The organism is Haladaptatus sp. AB643 (assembly GCF_024136975.1).
Classification (GTDB): domain Archaea; phylum Halobacteriota; class Halobacteria; order Halobacteriales; family Haladaptataceae; genus Haladaptatus.
The window spans coordinates 12474-28105 of sequence record NZ_JAMYJW010000012.1; the positions used below are offsets into that span (position 1 = coordinate 12474).

The window sequence follows — 15632 nt, forward strand, 5'->3', positions numbered from 1 at the left end:
AGCGGAGATTCGCGTTCGTCGTCAGTTCTTCCCCATCCACACGGCAGTGACGCCGAGGAACAGGAATTCGATTACTTTGGTGACGATACCGGCCGGTTCGAGGAGCCCTTCGGACTCGGTCATCGGCAGGCCGACGGTACCGTTCGCGATGTAGGCGACGATAGCGACGGCGGCGACGATGGCACCGAGCCACCAGCCCCAGTCCCGGTCCTGGTAGATGCCGTACGCGGCGACTGCCGCCGCGGCGAAGTTGGCGACGAAGAGCACGCCGAGATAGGTGGTTTCCTCCAGGTGTTCGGGTGCCAAGGCGAGGTGAATCACCCCGGTGAGGAGGATGAGGGCTGTACCTGCAATCGCGAGTTGTCGTCTCGAACTGTTCGACCCGGCGGTCGCCGTGTCGGCGTTTTGTGTGGAAGTATCCATAGTTTTCTCTGTTAACGGGAGAACGTCGGACGGGCACGTCCGACCCGCTGATTTTCGATAGGGGCGGGTCGAAGAAAGCGGCTATGGTACAGCCATCGAATCGATGAAAAAAGTAACAGCGAAAAACGATTACTCGCCGAGACGGTCGCTCGGCGCGATTCGAGCGAGACGCATGGCGTTACCGGTGATGGCCGTCGTCATTCCCGCATCACCGACGAGAACGGCGGCCCAGATCGGGACGAGACCGAACGGAACCGCGATCGCGAGCGCGGCTTTCGCGGCGAAACTCGTCCAAACGTTCTGGCGGATGACGCCATTCGCCTGGTGTGCAAGGTCGTACAGATACGGCAGTTTCGAGAGGTCGTCGCCCATCAGCGCGATATCGGCGGTTTCCAGCGCGGTGTCGGTTCCGGCGGCACCCATTGCCACGCCGACCGTCGCGGTGGCGAGTGCGGGGGCGTCGTTGATGCCGTCGCCGACCATCGCAACACCGCCGGACGAGGTCCGGCGAGCCCACGACCGTTGCTCGTGGACCGAACCGGATTCTTCATCGAGTTCCTCGACGGCTTCGACCTTGTCCTCGGGCAGGAGTCCGGCGCGGAACTCGTCCACGCCGACCTGTTCGGCGATGGCCTTCGCGGTGCGTTCGTTGTCACCCGTGAGCATGACGAGGTTGTCGATACCGAGGTCTCGCAGACGCTGAATCGCCGCCGTCGCTTCGGGACGAACTTCGTCGGCGACGGCGACGATGCCTTCGAGTTCGTCTTCGCGGCCGATCAAGACGACCGTCTTTCCCTCGCGCTGGAGCGAGGGAACCGTCTCTTCGAGCAGGTCGAGACAGTCGTTGCGTTCACAGAGATCGCGAGTTTCGGCCACGGCGACGCCGCCGTCGGTCGCGTGGACGTGGTTCAGGTCGAAGTCGAGGTTCTCGAACAGCGCGGGCTTTCCGGCGTAGTGGGTCGTCCCACTGAGGTCCGCCCGGACGCCCTTGCCGGTGAGGCTCTCGAAATCCTCTATCTCGTGTTCGGCCACGTTCGCGCCGTTCGCCTCGGCGACGATGGCGTCGCCGATGGGGTGTTCGCTGCGCGCTTCGAGGCCGCGGGCACAGCGGAGCACGTCGTCCTCGGTGTTGCCGTTGAGCGGAATCACGTCGGTGACGGTCAACTCACCCTTCGTCAGGGTGCCCGTCTTGTCGAAGGCGACGGCCTCGACCTCACCCATCGCTTCGAGGTGATTGCCACCCTTGACGAGGACGCCGTTTTTCGCCGCACTGGTGATACCCGAGACGACGGTGACGGGCGTGCTGATGACGAACGCGCACGGACACGAGAGGACGACGAGCGTCAACCCGTAGACGAACCACTTCACCCACGGTTCGGAGAAGAACAACGGCGGGACGACCGTGACGAGGATGGCGAATCCGAGTACGACGGGCGTGTAATAGTCCGCGAAGCGCTCCACGAACTGCTCGCGCTCGGTCTTGTTGGCCTGTGCGTCCTCGACCATCGCCACGATGCGCGAGAGCGTGTTGTCGTCCGCTTCCGAGGTGACCTCGATTTCGAGGTAGCCGCCCTCGTTGATCGTTCCGGCGAACACCTCGTCGTCCTCGGATTTGTCCACGGGCACGCTCTCGCCCGTAATCGGGGCCTGATTGACCGCGCTCTCGCCGGTCGTCACCGTTCCGTCCATCGGTATTTTCTCCCCGGGGCGCACGACGACGATGTCGCCGATGCGAACTTCGTCCACGGGGACGGTTTCTTCAACCCCATCTCGTTTGACCGTCGCCTCGTCGGGCGAGAGGTCCATTAGTTCTTGGAGCGAGTTTCTCGCCTTGTCCATCGAGTAGCGTTCGAGCAGTTCCGCGACGCTGAACAGGAACGCGAGCGTGGCGGCTTCCAAGTAGAGCGATTTCCCGAATCCGACGCTGACCACGAGCGCGCCGAGGATGGCGACGCTCATCAGCAGGTCGATGTCGAGGTTTCGGTTGCGAAGCGAGTAGTAACCGTTGGTGACGATGGCCTGTCCACCGACGAGGACGGCCAGCAGGAATGAAACATCGGCAACCGTGATGTCGGCATTTCCGACCGCAGTGGCACCAGCGACGACCGTCGCGTTCTGTCCCGTGAGTGCGAACTCGAAGAGGAGTCCGAGCGCGACGAAGACGCCGCTGATCCACGTTTTGATGGCGCGTGAACTCCGCCAGACGCTTTCGGACGAGCGTGGCGACTCGCCGCGCTCGTCTTCGCTGGTTCCCGTGACTTCGTATCCCGCGTTCTCGATGGCCGCCGTCACGTCGCCGACGGAGGCCGACGAATCGGTCGTGACGACGGCTTTTCCGGTGGTCGGCCGCGTGTCGTAGGAGCGGACGCCGGGTACCGAATCGAGGGCGTTCTCGACCTTGCCCGCACAGGACGCACAGTCCATGTCCGGGACTGAAACCGTCACCTGGGAGCTATCGTCTTCGACGGCGTACCCCGCCTTCTCGACGCGACCCGAAATCTCGTCCGCGCTCGTCGTCTCACCGTCGTACTCAACGGTGAGCGTTCCGGTCGTGACGCCCGCGTCGATGGCGTCGATACCGTCGATTTTCCGGACGCTGTTTTCGACCTTGCCCGCGCAGGATGCACAGTCCATATCCGGGACGGACAACCGGACGACGTCGCTCCCGCTGCCGTTCCCACTCATCGAATCACCATCTGAACTGCCGTCCCCGCGGCCGTCGTCGGAGGTTTCTCCCTCACAACAGCCACACGAACCGGAGTCGGGCGGCGTGTCCGAATCCGCGTCTTGCATGAGAGAACGTAGCCACCACGAGTTTATTAATCCAGCTGCTATGGAACGGGGGTTCGTTAGATAGAGATTATTAAAAAATCCGGTATGAGTTATTATCCCGTGGCGGACGGTTACGGGTGGATTTGGCCCGTTGCCATGAGATACTGGAGTCCGAACAGTGTCGCGTCGTACGCGCCGTGGATGAGTATCGGGACGGCGAGGTTGTTCGTGTACTCGTACACGCTCCCGAGGATGAGCGCCAGGAAGAACACGACGACAAGGTAAACGAATTTGCCCGACCCCTGCAACGAGAAGAAGTGAATGGACGCAAAGAGCACGCTGGAGAGGATGACCGCGGGCACGGGGGAGAACGATTCGCGGAGAACCCCTTGGATGAGGCCACGGTAAAGGAGTTCCTCGCCGGGACCGATGAGGAGGAACGAGAGCGGAATCAACAGCAAGAACACCGCCGGATTCCCGCTCGCGATATCGACGACGGAGTTCTCCGCCGAGTGGAGACCGAGCGACTGGATCACGCTGGAGATGACGTTCAACGCGCCGAAGAGGAGGACGAACCCACCGATGGCGACACCGATATCCCGAAGCGACGGGACGTGGATGTGGATGAAGTCGAGACCGAGGTCGCGATAGTTCAGGTAAACGAGCGCGATACCACCGAAGGTGAGACCTTGGAGCATGACGGAACTGACCAAAAGCAGGATTCCGGGGCGGTTCAAAACGTCGATTCCGACGGCCATGAGGCCGAAAATCGCTATCGCGGCGACGATTTGACCGACCCCGTACGCTCCGATCGAGAGGAGAAGTCCGACGCCGAACGTTCGGAGTCGAGTTTCAGCAGTGCTCATTATCGCCCACTACGGTCGTGTCCCTTCTTCGTCTTTCGGTTGCGGAACGACGGATAAAACGGAACGGGGGACCCCCCGGTTGCCCACGGAGGAACGGTCGGATTTCCTGACGATCCACAGCGATAGATCATGACAGGGAAATTAATTATCCCGGAGTAATCGCGCGTTAAAATGATTCTTGATTGACGAGATCGGTCAAAACGAGTATATTTTCGGACCCAATAGAGGGAGGTAATGGTATCAAAGCGGATGTATCGGCTCTTCTTTGCCGGACTCGTGATACTTTCCGGGATCGCCGTCGTAAACGCGTACGCCTCCACCCCGGGAAGTTCGGCGGATTTCAGCGGAAAAACACAGTCCCAGATCAGAGCCGAAACGGGCGCAATGGTCTCCCCCCGTGACAACATCACTGTCATCGCAACGGACTCCAATTCGTGGCTCGGGAAGGAAGGAAGTGGTCCTCGTGCGCGGGCTGAACTCGTCGCGTTCAACCCGAACGGGTCGATCCTGTACTACAACGACACCCACACGAGATACTGGGACGTCGACCCGGTGAAGGGAACGAAAACGACGGTCGAGTACTCCTACGCGGACCACCTGAACAAATCGGAGTGTCCGACCAGTTGGAACCTCACGAAGCGCAACGTCTCCCAGAAGACATGGAACACGTATATGAAGGTCCACGGGGAGGTCCCCGCGTGTACGCGAAACGGGATCGACCGCGTGAACCTGACGACCGGGAAGGTAACCCCCATCTGGTCGCAGATCACGCCCGGGAAGGAAGCGACCCGGTATCACGACGTCGACCGTCTCGACAAGAACCACTTCGTCGTGGCCGACATCTTCCTCGACCGCGTCTTCATCGTGAACACGACGAACGGACAGGTCGGATGGACGTGGAACGTGAGCGACGTCTACCAACCGAACAAGACCGGCGGTGAGTACCCGAAGGACTGGTCGCACATCAATAACGTGCAAGCGCTCAAGGACGGACGAATCGCCGTGAGCATCCGGAATCACGACCAAGTCGTGTTCCTCAAGCCGGGGAAGGGCATGCTCAAGAACGAGACGCTCGGCAAGGACGACGACCACAGCATTCTCTACGAGCAACACAACCCCGACTACATCAACGAGTCGAACGGCGGCCCGGCGGAAGTCGTCGCCGACTCCGACAACAACCGCGTGATAGAGTACCAGCGCGAGAACGGGAGTTGGAACCAGACGTGGGTGTGGCAGGATTCGAAGATGCAGTGGCCCCGCGACGCCGACCGTCTGCCGAACGGCCACACGCTCATCACCGACTCGAACGGGAACCGCGTCTTCGAGGTGAACGAAAAGGGCAAGATCGTCTGGGACGTGCAAATCGCGTTCCCCTACGAAGCCGAGCGGCTCGGCACGGGTGACGAAAGCGCCGGCGGCCCGAGCGCCCAAAAAGCGGGACTCAAATCCAAGTCGAACGGGTTCGTCACCGAGTTCTGGATCGGCGTCAAGGACAAGATGCCCGGCAAGTACCTCAACGCGCTGATGTACATCACGCCGGTCTGGATGGGCGTCCCCGAAGTCGTCGCCATCCTCATCAGCGTCCTGACGCTCCTGGTATGGGGCGTGGTCGAATTGAAGTGGGCGGGCGTCTTCTCGACGGTCCGCCGACGAATCGAGTCGTTCAACGAAACGCGATAACAGCGGATCGGAATTTTTTCGACCGTCTCTCAGGCTTCGAGTTCCGACGCCACGTCACGGAGTTCGGCGAGACGGTCCTCGATCGCGGGATGGGTCTGCACCGAAATCGGGAGCGAGTCGAGCGCGCCCGCTTCGTCCTCCTCGCCCTTCCCGAACCCGCCGGACAGGAAACAGAGCTGTTTCACGCCATCGACGGCGCGTGCGTCCCGGTCGGGTGCCACGGGTGTGTCGGCCAATGTCGTGAGCGCGGACGCCATCGAGGCCGGACTGCCCGAGAGCGTCGCGCCCGCACGGTCGGCGACGAACTCCCGGTCGTGTGAAAGCCGTCCCGCGAGCGAGATGACTGGCATCGCCAGCAGTCCCAGCGCGACCCCGCCGAACAGCAGGACGAACGCGACGAGCAGGACGTACGTGACGGTGTATCGAACGCCGAAAATCGGCGCGTCGATGACGGCCGCGCTCGGAACGTAGAGGAGGGCGATGGCGACCATCCAAGCGGTTCGTCTGGCCGATTTCCCCAGACCGAGGTCGGCGAGCAGGGAGTAGTTGCCCGCCAGGGCCGGGAGGAAGGTCGCCAAGGTCATCACCATCGCATCGTGGTTTTTGACGTGCGCGAGTTCGTGGGCGAGCACCGCGTCCAGTTCGTCCTCGTCGAGGGCGGAGAGCAGGCCGGTCGAAACGACGACCGTGGCGCGTCGTGGCGTTCCGACGGTGAAGGCGTTTGCGACCTCAGCTTCGGAAACGGCAACGGTCGGGACGGCGACGTCAGCGCCGGTCGCAAGCCGTCGAACGCGCGCGACGAGGTTCGGATGCGTCTCGTCGGTAACGACGGTCGCATCGACCTCCGAGAGGGCTTCGCGGCGGGTGTAGCGCAGTTGCGCCCACACCAACACCGCGGTCGCGGGGACGACGAACGCCAGCCATCCCGAACCGGCGGGAAGGCTCGACGCGACGGGGGCGAGCCACGGGCGGAGGAGGAACGCGACACAGCCGACGAGCAGGAGGTCTGCGATCAGCACGCACGCGAGGGTGGCGAATATTCGCCGAGTCAGGGCGGGGTCTCGTGACATGTCGTACGTAACGTGTCGCGGTCATCACACATGAATGTTGGTTCAAAGATGTGTTCGGTTAGGAGAAGATATTTGCCGGATGAGAAAGAACCCGAACAGCAGTGGACCGTAATCATCTCCGCGCCGCCCTCATCGCCCTCTGCGTCCTCGCAGTTATCTTCGGCGCGTCCCTGTTTCCGGCGACCGGGTTCGGGTCGTATCCCGCCGGTCCGGGAGGCGGAAGTCGTGCAGGTAACTCGGGTGGGACCGGCCACGGCGGTCACTCGACCGTCGAGGCCGGAACCACGACCGGTCAGCAATCGAATGCGATGACGACAGCGGCCCAGACGACGAGCAGCGACTCGAACGGCGACTCAAACGGCCAATCGACAACGACGACTACGACGACGAACGCCGGAGCGGGAGCCAGTCACCACCCCTCGGCCGGCGGAGGAGACCTGCTCAAAACGATCCTCGAAGGAATCGGCGTCGCCCTCCTTTGCCTCGTCGGGTTCCTCCTCGCCGGATTCCGTACCGGGACGGTTCGCGTCGGTGGCGGTGGCGCGATACCGCTCGTGATTCGCGGCGTCCCCATCGGCGAACTATTCGGGAAAATTCCCGCCAGAACGATGGGTCTCGTCGTCGGGTTTTCCGCGTCGATTCCGCGACTTACCGACGACGCGTTCGGTCTGTTAGCCGAACTCGGCCGTGGTCTCTCGGCCGGGACCGTCGGTCTCGGGTCGGCAATCGCGGAAACGTTCTCGATCCTCGGACGGGGCTTCGGCGGGGCGTTGCTCTCCGTCGGAAGCGTCGGAAGCGGCCTCTTTTCGATACCGAAGGTCCTCTCACGGCCGAGTTTCGGCGGGTCCAACCGGAAATCGAAACGACGAACGACGAGCCACGAAACCGCCCCGCCGGAGCCCGAGGAACGGGGACCGCCGAGTATCGAGGAGGCGTGGGAATCGATGATCGAACGTCTCCCGGTCAGGCGTCGGCGAACCACGACCCCCGCGGAGTACGCACGCGTGGCGATGAACCGCGGGTACCCGGCAGATGCGGTTCGCCAGTTGACCGATGCGTTCCGTGAAGTCAGGTACGGGAGGTTCCCGGCGTCCGGGAAGCGGACGAAATTGGCCCGCACCGCGATCGACAGGATCGAACGGTTCAGGGAGGACGACGAATGATGCGTTTCGTGGGACGTGCCATCGGACGCGCTGCCGGGCACGTCGGACGGCTGTTCCGAACCGATCAAAGCCGCGAGCGAATCCTGCTCGCGGGCGGTATCGTTTCGCTGGCCTGTGCGTTCCTCGTCGTCTTCGTCCCGCAAGTCGTACCGGAGGCCACGGTCAGGCCGTTGGTCGGCTGGATCGCGAGACCGATAACGATTTTCCTCCTCGCGGGCGCGGGCGGCGTGCTCGCCATCTGGTCGCTGAAAGACGGCGTTGTGGACGAGCGGGAGGTCATCTGGCAACCGAGAACCGAACCCGAGAAAGCGCACTTCCACGAACAGCGGACGACCGGGTCCGACGTGGACGACGGACTCCGACTGTCCGAAGATCTCGGGATAGAAGCCAGGGAGCGGCGCAGTCGCCGGGCGACTGCGCGGCGTCACGTTCGAAGAGCCGCGATCGAAACGTTCCGTGCAGAGGGAGACACCAAACAGGAAGCGGCCGAGCGACTCGAAGCGGGGTCGTGGACGGACGACCCGCGTGCGGCGGCCTTCCTCGGCGCGTCGAACGCGTCCATTCCGCTTCGCACGAGAATCAGCGACTGGGCGCGTGGTGAGACGTTCGACCGCCGCGCCGAGCGGGCGGTTTCGGAACTCCGAACTCGTAACGGAGGGGAGTCACGATGAGCGATGGGAACGGCCCGCGGTTGAACGCCGGAATGACGGTCGCGCTGCTCGCCGGTGCGGCGGGCGTCGTCACCGGAAACACCGTGATGTTCCTCTCGGCCGTCATCGGATTCGTCTACGCGGCCTACCAGTTCATGTCCAGAACGCCGGATATCACGGTCGAAGTCGACCGAGCGGTGAGCGAGCGATCCCCCCGCCCGAGCGAGGACGTGCAGGTGACGATAACCGTCGAGAACTACGGCGACCGTGCGGTCCCGGACCTCCGTATCGTGGACGGCGTTCCGAAACAACTCGGCGTCGTGGACGGGTCGCCGCGCCACGGGACGAGTGTGGGGCCGGGCGAAACCGTTTCGTTCTCGTACACGATTCGCGCCCAGCGTGGCGCACACGAGTTCGAACCGACGACGCTCGTGGCCAAATCCATGAGCGGGACGGCCGACGCCCGCGAGGAGCGAAACCTGCCGATGACCATAACGTGTGATACGTACGTCGAGGACATGCCGCTGTCGCAATTGACCACTTCCATGCCGGGACACATCGAGACCGATGCGAGCGGCGAAGGTATCGAGTTCCACTCGACACGGGAGTATCGTCCCGCCGACCCGATGAGCCGAATCGATTGGAAGCGGTTCGCGCGGACCCAAGAGCTGACGACGGTGAACTTCCGCGAAAGTCGGTCCGCGTCGGTCCTGCTCCTCATCGACGCCCGATCGAAGGCCTGTATCGCTCGCCGGTCGGGGGAGCCGAACGCCATCGACCTTGCCGGGTACGCGGCCGAGCGGATGACGGCCGCGCTCGTCCGACAGAACGATCTCGTCGGATTGGCTCTGTACGGCCCACAACCCCTGTTTCTCGCGCCCGATGGCGGCCGTGAGCAGGTCGCTCGTGTCCGTCAAGAACTCGAAGAGATCGATACGCCCCGGAAGACGACGAGCGGAAGCGGACTCTTCGGAACCGGGCGTGAGGAACGGATACGGGAGTCGCGGTTCAAGCGCCTCCGGAAACGTCTGTCCTCCGAGACGCAGGTGATATTCCTCTCACCGCTGGCCGACGACATGGCCGTCACTGTCGCAAAACGGTTCGACGCACACGGCCACGCGGTGACCGTCGTCAGCCCGAACATGACCGGAACGGAAACGCCGGGCGGGACGGTGTCCAGTCTCGCGCGGGCGGAACGGTTGAACGAGGTGCGACGGAGCGGACTCCGTGCGATCGATTGGTCGCCCGACGAACCGCTTGCGGCGGCCGTCTCGAAGAGCACGAGGAGGTCCGCATGAGCGTGAATCACGGTTCGACGCGCTTCGGTGGCGCGTTGGCGAGCGTCGTTGCGGTCTGTGCGGTGATTCTGCTCGGCGTCGGAACGGGTAACCTCGTCAGCGTCGCGGCGGGCGTCGTCGGTGCGGTCTGCATCGCACTGGGCGCGAACGGGATGCAGTCGAAGCAGAACGAACGCCGAGCGGCCGGAAGCCTCGCGATCGTCGGCGGTGCGATCGCACTGACGGCCTCCACCGGACTCGGGACGCCGCCGTTGTTCTCGCTCCTGCTCGGACTCGGAATGACGGCGGTACTACTCAACGCGAGGGTCGACCTCTCGTCGAGCGTCGGCTTTCCGGTGTACCTCATGCTTCGGCGGTCCACCGCGGTGCTCGTCGTCGGGACGGCCCTCGGGGTGTGCATCCACGGTGGTCTCTTCAGGACGCTCGGCGGACTCAGCGGTCTGGTCATCGTCAACGCTGCCACGTCGAGCACGCTGGCGATGATCATCGCCCTGCAGATCGGCTGTTTGGCGGCCGTCGAACTGCTCCATTGGGTGGTCCCAATACTGGACGATTGGCTTCCGGCGAAGGCACGACTCCGGCAGCGAATCCTCGAACCGTTCGGCTTCCGACTCGAAACGGTCCCGGTGGCGTACTGGGCGTTCCTCGCGATACAGATCATCGTCGTGTATTCCGGATGGGGACCGCGCTGGTTCGCGAGGCTACTGGCGTCGCTGTCCGTGCTCGGGGACGTAATCCGGTCGGTGTTCGGTTCGGGCGTGCTTCAAGCGGTCGTCGGTGCTATCATCCTGTTCGAACTGGTAATCCTCGCCGCGCGGGGGACACAACACGTCATCATCGCGTGGATGGGTGACGAACCGCCCCAGACGCTCGCGTTTGCGGCCGGTGGTATCGGCGGCGTCGCGTTGGCGGGACTCGTCGGAGCGGTATCGACGTTCGTCCCGTCGGTCGGATCGACGCTCGCGACCATCGAGCCCTGGGGAATGGTCGAGCAACTCGGTCCGGCGACGGTCATCGCGGGGAGCGTTGCGGGCGTGTTGATTCTGCTCGTGTTGGTGCAGGTGTTCGCGGTGTTGGCGGTCAGACCGTGGGTCGCGCTCGATTCGGCGAGCGGGTTCGCGTTCGGCGGCGCGGCGCTGTTCATCGGCGCACTCGCCGCCGCCGAACTCGGAGCGGCCCCGGTCATCGTCTTCTGTGCCGTCGGTGCCGCCCTCGTGGTCCGGGACGTGGGCGACCACGCGGCGGAGGTCGGACTCCAGATCGGGCGGACCGCAGAGACGCGCCGTGGTGAGGTAGCCCACGCGACAGGGGGACTGCTCGTCGCTGTGCTCGGGATCGGTCTCGCTGTCGGAACGTTATCGTTCGTCGGACCGGTGTCACTGCCGACCAGTTCGTGGCGTGGGTATCTCGCGCTCGTCCTGCTGTTGGTCGCGGTCGTCTCGTTCACCCTCCTGCTTGCGACGGACGTGGAGGCGACGGACACGCGGTGACGAGAATTCCAGTTATACGATTATATAAGAAGAGTTCCAACTGGCCTCGGTTCCCCCGACTCGCTCGCGGACAACCGCTCGATGAGTCGCGGATTCGATTCGATACGTGACGTGACTAGATTCTCATTTATCTACTCAAGTCATCGGTGCATCTTGGTTTGATGACGATTGACTATTTTGTCATAAATTTCGCCGCGAGTTGGTGGTACTCGAACGGAAGGCGGGACGAAAATCTAGCGGTTTTAACGAGTTTCACGCAAAGAAATCGGCTATGCAATCCATCGATGAGGTACATATCGCTCCGCTCGGGTTCGAATACGACCGAATCTTGGGACCCGTTCAGGAGCACGGGGTGGACATCCTCTATCTCCTCGAACACGACAGTCCCGAATCCGACCGGCCGGACTACCACGACGCGTTGAAGGACGAACTCGAAGCGGAAGGGATCGATGTCCGGTCGCGGACGGTGGATTTGATGGATATCTACGACGTGTTGGGAATCGTCACGACGCTGGTTTCGGAACACCAGGACGACATCGTTCGCGTGAACGTCGCGAGCGGGTCGAAACTCTCCGCCGTCGGCGCGGCAATCGCCTGTATGGCGACGGACGCGACGGCTTACTACGTCCATCCCGAGGGGTACGCCCACGCGGACAGGGAAGAACGGCAAAGCTACGGGTACACGGGTGAGGAAGTGCTCCCGACCTACCCCATCGAATCGCCGACACGTGATCAAGTGTCGGTGATGAACTACCTCCAAGAGTCGGATACGGAGGTGTACACGCCGAAGAAGAAGGACATTATCGGGTACTCCGAAGAGGCGGGACTCTCCTTCATCGCGGACAGTAATCCGGCGAACGACAAGGCGAAGTTCGCCCTGTTGAACGCGAACATCATCGACCCACTGCAACGGGACGACTACATCGAGGTTCGGAAAGTCGGACGTCAAAAGCAAGTGACGTTGACCGACACCGGACACGACGTGCTCCGCGCGTTTCGGCATAAACTGTAGCGACGAGATGGAACGTGGTCGTGGGACGTTCGGCGTGCAGGAAGGACGACGAACGGAGTGTTACGAACGAGGCGAGTACGGAAAGTACGGATATATAGAATAGTATGAAGTGTGTTGATACTATCGACAGTAACGTTGCTATTGATAGTAAGATGGAAGTACTGAATTAGGTATCGGATATAGAAATAATCGATGACGACGTAGCGACCCACCACCCCCGGTCGTTCCCCCTAACGACCGCGCTTCGGCCCTCATCGCCCGTGGTCCCGTGCCGCCCGCGGTTCCACGACAGCCTCCATCCCAACCCCCCCATCCCGCTCCCGCCCACTCACCCTCCCGCCCCCAATGGTTCCCGGTGGGTCGCAAAACGGCTCGTCATCCTTTCTCCTTCGACGGTTCGAACGTCGTGACTATTCGAAACGGAAGTGTGGAAATCGACGGCGAATGGTGTAGAATTCGAGCGGTAAGCCAAAAAGCGCATCGAGCGAAGTGACCGGTCAGCGATTCATCCGGATGTATTCCATCAATCCGCGTATCGTCGCCTGTAAATCCGCCTTGTCGACCGGCTTTTCGAGAATGGTCTGTGCGCCGCGGCTGACCGCTTTCTGTCGCATTGCGGGTGGAATCTGTGCGGCGAGGACGAGCATAGGGATGTCGCGGGCGTTGAGTTGTTCACACCGTTTCCAGATGTCCTCGGTGAAACCGTCCACGTCGAGGACGGCAAGGGCCACGTCGTCGCGTTGTTCGAGCAGTTCGTCGAACTCACCCATGCTGGTCGCTATTTCGACATCGTAGCCGCCGTTCTTGAGCAGGTCGGCAAGCAGTTCGAGGTTTCGCTCTCGTTTTCCCAGCGCGAGGATGAGGGCCGCTTCACCCATTATTCGTCTCCGATCGTCCTCGCGCCCAATCTGGAGAACCGGAGAGAACACCGCTGAGTTCGTCCAACGGTTCGCCGACTTTGAGTCCGTGTTCGGTTATCTGGAACTCGCGGAGCATCCGTTCGAAATCGCTGGTGCGTTTCTTCAGGACCCCGATTGCCTTGCGCATCTCACCCGCCACTTCGAGGTGCCGAAGGAAAACGATATTGTCGGCGAGATAGCTGATTCCCGCCTCGGTCGCCTGGAACTCGCCGGTGACGGAGTCGATTTCGTCCACGAGAATGACGGTGATTCCCATGTTCTTCAGGTACCGACAGAGCGTGTGGAGTTTGCGAACCAACACGCGGTCGTCGTCGTCCCGAAGCGAGAGTTTGTAGCCGTCGATGCCGTCGATCATGACGATGCTGGTGTCGTTATCCTCGACGTCCTTCCGCACTCGATAGGCGAATTCGGTCGCCGAGCAGTCGAGCGGTTTCATCTCCTCGACAGTGAGTGCCCCCTGTTCTTCCATCTGCTTGACGGGGATGTTGATATTTTGGCTGCGTTCGCGGAACGTCTCCAGCGTCTCCTCGAACATGTACATGACCGACCGCTCGCCGCGTCCGGCGGCCTCCTTCATGAACTGCGTCCCGACGGTCGTCTTCCCGACGCCGGTCGGTCCGCTAAGGATGGTGATGGTCCCGCGTTCGAACCCGCCGTTGAGCAGTTGGTCCACCTCGGGAACGCCCGAGGAGATGGCGTCGAGTTCGAACTCATTGGAGTACTCGCCCGGGGTGAGTTCGGGATAGACGGCGATACCGCCGTCCTGAATCCGCATCGCGTGGTCGCCCTCGTTGACCGACGACCCCCGGAATTTGGGGACGTTGATCGTCCGTCCGTGTGCGGTGTGTTCGAGTTCGATGGTACCGTCGGTCATGTACTGAAGGTCGTCGTCGGACGACTCATCGCTGTGCTGTGACGTGAACAGGACGGTCGCACCCTGTTCCTTCAGGTAGTGCATGAACGCGATGACCTGCTTCCGGAACTGGTAGTCATTGGACGTGAGGTGACGAAGTCGAGTGAGGGGGTCGATAAACACCCGATCCGGGTCGATGGATTCGACGCGGTCCGTAATCGCCTGTGTGAGCGGTTCCTGTTCGACTTCGCTGGGCGTGAAGATGTCGTACGATTGCTCGTCCACGAACACGTCCGAGTTAGGACTCAAATCAAGGAAATGAACGTCGGAGAGACCGATATCGAGCGTCGAAGCGTTGTCACGGATGTCGTCCTCGGACTCCTCCAAATTGACGAACAGTACCGTCTCGTCCGAATCGACACCTTCCGTGAGATACTTCATTCCGAGAATCGTTTTGCCCGTCCCGGGATCGCCCCGGAGAAGATAACTTCGTTTCGCAATAAACCCACCCCGAAGAATCTCGTCGAGACCCGGTGTTCCAGTCGAAATTTTTGTCAGTTTGGAATCACTCATACGCGCGTTGCTGTAGATGTCCAGTGAGGGGGTATATTTCTATCGAAATATACAACCTGTAATCGAACGACGGGTGGTAATAATACAGTGGTTTAAGTGGAGTAGTCGGGCGACGAGATTTTTATCACACGGGTTCGAGAATCGAACGAACATGTTCCGCGATTGTACTCATCCGTTGACCCCCGCGACGACGGTGTACCCCGGCGACCCGCACGTCGAGTGCACCCCGCACGCGACCCACGAGGAGGATGGCTACCGCGTCACCAGCCTCGAACTCGGAACCCACAGCGGGACACACATCGACGCACCCAGCCACACCGAACCCGACGGCCGGACCCTCGATTCGTTTTCCATCGAGACGTTCGCGTTCGAGGCCCGTCTCGTGGACTGCCGGGGCAAGGGTCCACGCGAACCCATCGACCGAGGCGCGTTACCGAATCCGGCCGACGCGGACCTGCTCGTCCTCCACACCGGGTGGGACGCCCACTGGGGAACCGACGCTTACTTCGACCACCCGTATCTCACGGCCGACGCCGCGGCGTGGTGTGTCGATAACGACTGCCACGTCGGTATCGACGCCCTCAACGTGGACTCCACACCGACCCAAAACGCCCGCGACGACGAACCCGACGGCATCCCCGCCCACCACGCACTCCTCGGCAGCGACCACCTCATCCTGGAGAACCTGACGAATCTGGACGGGCTTCCCGAGCGGTTTCGGCTCTCGGCGTTTCCGCTAGCCGTGGCGGATGCAGATGGTGGGCCGGTTCGTGCCGTCGCGGAATGGTGAGAGGATCAGTACTGGAACCTACTGAAAAGTACTGGCGCAACGTCACAACGAGTTTGAAAGCCTCCAACCCAC

The 15632-nt window shown here is 62.0% G+C and carries 13 protein-coding genes; 7 read left to right on the forward strand and 6 right to left on the reverse strand.

The window, feature by feature from the left end; genetic code table 11:
- Positions 1 to 21: 21 nt before the first annotated feature.
- The 3 genes from NKF25_RS19550 to NKF25_RS19560 all read right to left on the reverse strand — a co-directional run bounded on the left by NKF25_RS19550 (position 22) and on the right by NKF25_RS19560 (position 4061).
- Positions 22 to 423 carry a hypothetical protein gene (locus NKF25_RS19550; RefSeq protein ID WP_253228314.1) on the reverse strand — a complete coding sequence of 134 codons (402 nt, stop codon included), beginning with the start codon at positions 421 to 423 and terminating at the stop codon, positions 22 to 24.
- 129 nt (positions 424 to 552) lie between these two features.
- Positions 553 to 3108, reverse strand: a complete 2556-nt coding sequence (locus NKF25_RS19555) for a heavy metal translocating P-type ATPase (protein ID WP_253228454.1) — start codon at positions 3106 to 3108, stop codon at positions 553 to 555.
- 218 nt (positions 3109 to 3326) lie between these two features.
- On the reverse strand, positions 3327 to 4061 hold the full coding sequence (locus NKF25_RS19560) for a type II CAAX endopeptidase family protein (RefSeq protein WP_253228315.1): 735 nt from the start codon (positions 4059 to 4061) through the stop codon (positions 3327 to 3329).
- A 234-nt stretch (positions 4062 to 4295) separates the two neighbouring features.
- On the opposite strand from NKF25_RS19560, the gene NKF25_RS19565 reads away from it, so the two are divergent.
- A complete protein-coding gene (locus NKF25_RS19565) occupies positions 4296 to 5741 on the forward strand; it encodes an arylsulfotransferase family protein (protein WP_253228316.1) in 1446 nt (481 codons plus the stop codon).
- Between the two features lie 29 nt (positions 5742 to 5770).
- Here NKF25_RS19565 and NKF25_RS19570 read toward each other — a convergent pair whose 3' ends face one another.
- The gene (locus tag NKF25_RS19570) at positions 5771 to 6811 is read right to left on the reverse strand and encodes a M48 family metalloprotease (protein ID WP_253228317.1); all 1041 of its coding nucleotides are present in this window, start codon (positions 6809 to 6811) and stop codon (positions 5771 to 5773) included.
- A gap of 101 nt (positions 6812 to 6912) precedes the next feature.
- On the opposite strand from NKF25_RS19570, the gene NKF25_RS24490 reads away from it, so the two are divergent.
- From NKF25_RS24490 to NKF25_RS19595, 5 genes are all read left to right on the forward strand, one after another.
- Positions 6913 to 7974 (forward strand): DUF4129 domain-containing protein, encoded by a 1062-nt coding sequence (locus NKF25_RS24490; protein ID WP_253228318.1) that lies wholly within the window; start codon positions 6913 to 6915, stop codon positions 7972 to 7974.
- Positions 7971 to 8645 (forward strand): hypothetical protein, encoded by a 675-nt coding sequence (locus tag NKF25_RS19580; RefSeq protein WP_253228319.1) that lies wholly within the window; start codon positions 7971 to 7973, stop codon positions 8643 to 8645. Before NKF25_RS24490 ends, NKF25_RS19580 begins: the two co-directional genes overlap by 4 nt.
- Positions 8642 to 9922, forward strand: a complete 1281-nt coding sequence (locus NKF25_RS19585) for a DUF58 domain-containing protein (RefSeq protein ID WP_253228320.1) — start codon at positions 8642 to 8644, stop codon at positions 9920 to 9922. The genes NKF25_RS19580 and NKF25_RS19585 overlap by 4 nt, the downstream gene beginning before the upstream one ends.
- Positions 9919 to 11412, forward strand: coding sequence for a hypothetical protein (locus tag NKF25_RS19590; RefSeq protein WP_253228321.1), 1494 nt, complete (start codon positions 9919 to 9921; stop codon positions 11410 to 11412). Before NKF25_RS19585 ends, NKF25_RS19590 begins: the two co-directional genes overlap by 4 nt.
- 271 nt (positions 11413 to 11683) lie before the next feature.
- Positions 11684 to 12424, forward strand: coding sequence for a DUF6293 family protein (locus NKF25_RS19595; RefSeq protein WP_253228322.1), 741 nt, complete (start codon positions 11684 to 11686; stop codon positions 12422 to 12424).
- Positions 12425 to 12921: 497 nt separating this feature from the next.
- Here NKF25_RS19595 and NKF25_RS19600 read toward each other — a convergent pair whose 3' ends face one another.
- Positions 12922 to 13302 carry a response regulator gene (locus NKF25_RS19600; protein WP_253228323.1) on the reverse strand — a complete coding sequence of 127 codons (381 nt, stop codon included), beginning with the start codon at positions 13300 to 13302 and terminating at the stop codon, positions 12922 to 12924.
- Positions 13295 to 14770: an ATPase domain-containing protein gene (locus NKF25_RS19605; protein ID WP_253228324.1), complete on the reverse strand. Its 1476-nt coding sequence runs from the start codon at positions 14768 to 14770 to the stop codon at positions 13295 to 13297. The genes NKF25_RS19600 and NKF25_RS19605 overlap by 8 nt, the downstream gene beginning before the upstream one ends.
- A gap of 151 nt (positions 14771 to 14921) precedes the next feature.
- Between NKF25_RS19605 and NKF25_RS19610 the strand changes: the two genes are divergently transcribed.
- Positions 14922 to 15560, forward strand: a complete 639-nt coding sequence (locus tag NKF25_RS19610; RefSeq protein WP_253228325.1) for a cyclase family protein — start codon at positions 14922 to 14924, stop codon at positions 15558 to 15560.
- Positions 15561 to 15632: the final 72 nt, after the last annotated feature.

Bases quoted from the DNA above. Each gene is read 5' to 3' on its own strand.
- NKF25_RS19600 (WP_253228323.1), bottom strand. From the start codon at position 13,302: ATGGGTGAAGCGGCCCTCATCCTCGCGCTGGGAAAACGAGAGCGAAAC.
- NKF25_RS19580 (WP_253228319.1), top strand. From the start codon at position 7,971: ATGATGCGTTTCGTGGGACGTGCCATCGGACGCGCTGCCGGGCACGTC.
- NKF25_RS19595 (WP_253228322.1), top strand. From the start codon at position 11,684: ATGCAATCCATCGATGAGGTACATATCGCTCCGCTCGGGTTCGAATAC.
- NKF25_RS19570 (WP_253228317.1), bottom strand. From the start codon at position 6,811: ATGTCACGAGACCCCGCCCTGACTCGGCGAATATTCGCCACCCTCGCG.
- NKF25_RS19610 (WP_253228325.1), top strand. From the start codon at position 14,922: ATGTTCCGCGATTGTACTCATCCGTTGACCCCCGCGACGACGGTGTAC.
- NKF25_RS19550 (WP_253228314.1), bottom strand. From the start codon at position 423: ATGGATACTTCCACACAAAACGCCGACACGGCGACCGCCGGGTCGAAC.
- NKF25_RS19565 (WP_253228316.1), top strand. From the start codon at position 4,296: ATGGTATCAAAGCGGATGTATCGGCTCTTCTTTGCCGGACTCGTGATA.
- NKF25_RS19555 (WP_253228454.1), bottom strand. From the start codon at position 3,108: ATGAGTGGGAACGGCAGCGGGAGCGACGTCGTCCGGTTGTCCGTCCCG.
- NKF25_RS19560 (WP_253228315.1), bottom strand. From the start codon at position 4,061: ATGAGCACTGCTGAAACTCGACTCCGAACGTTCGGCGTCGGACTTCTC.
- NKF25_RS19605 (WP_253228324.1), bottom strand. From the start codon at position 14,770: ATGAGTGATTCCAAACTGACAAAAATTTCGACTGGAACACCGGGTCTC.
- NKF25_RS19590 (WP_253228321.1), top strand. From the start codon at position 9,919: ATGAGCGTGAATCACGGTTCGACGCGCTTCGGTGGCGCGTTGGCGAGC.
- NKF25_RS19585 (WP_253228320.1), top strand. From the start codon at position 8,642: ATGAGCGATGGGAACGGCCCGCGGTTGAACGCCGGAATGACGGTCGCG.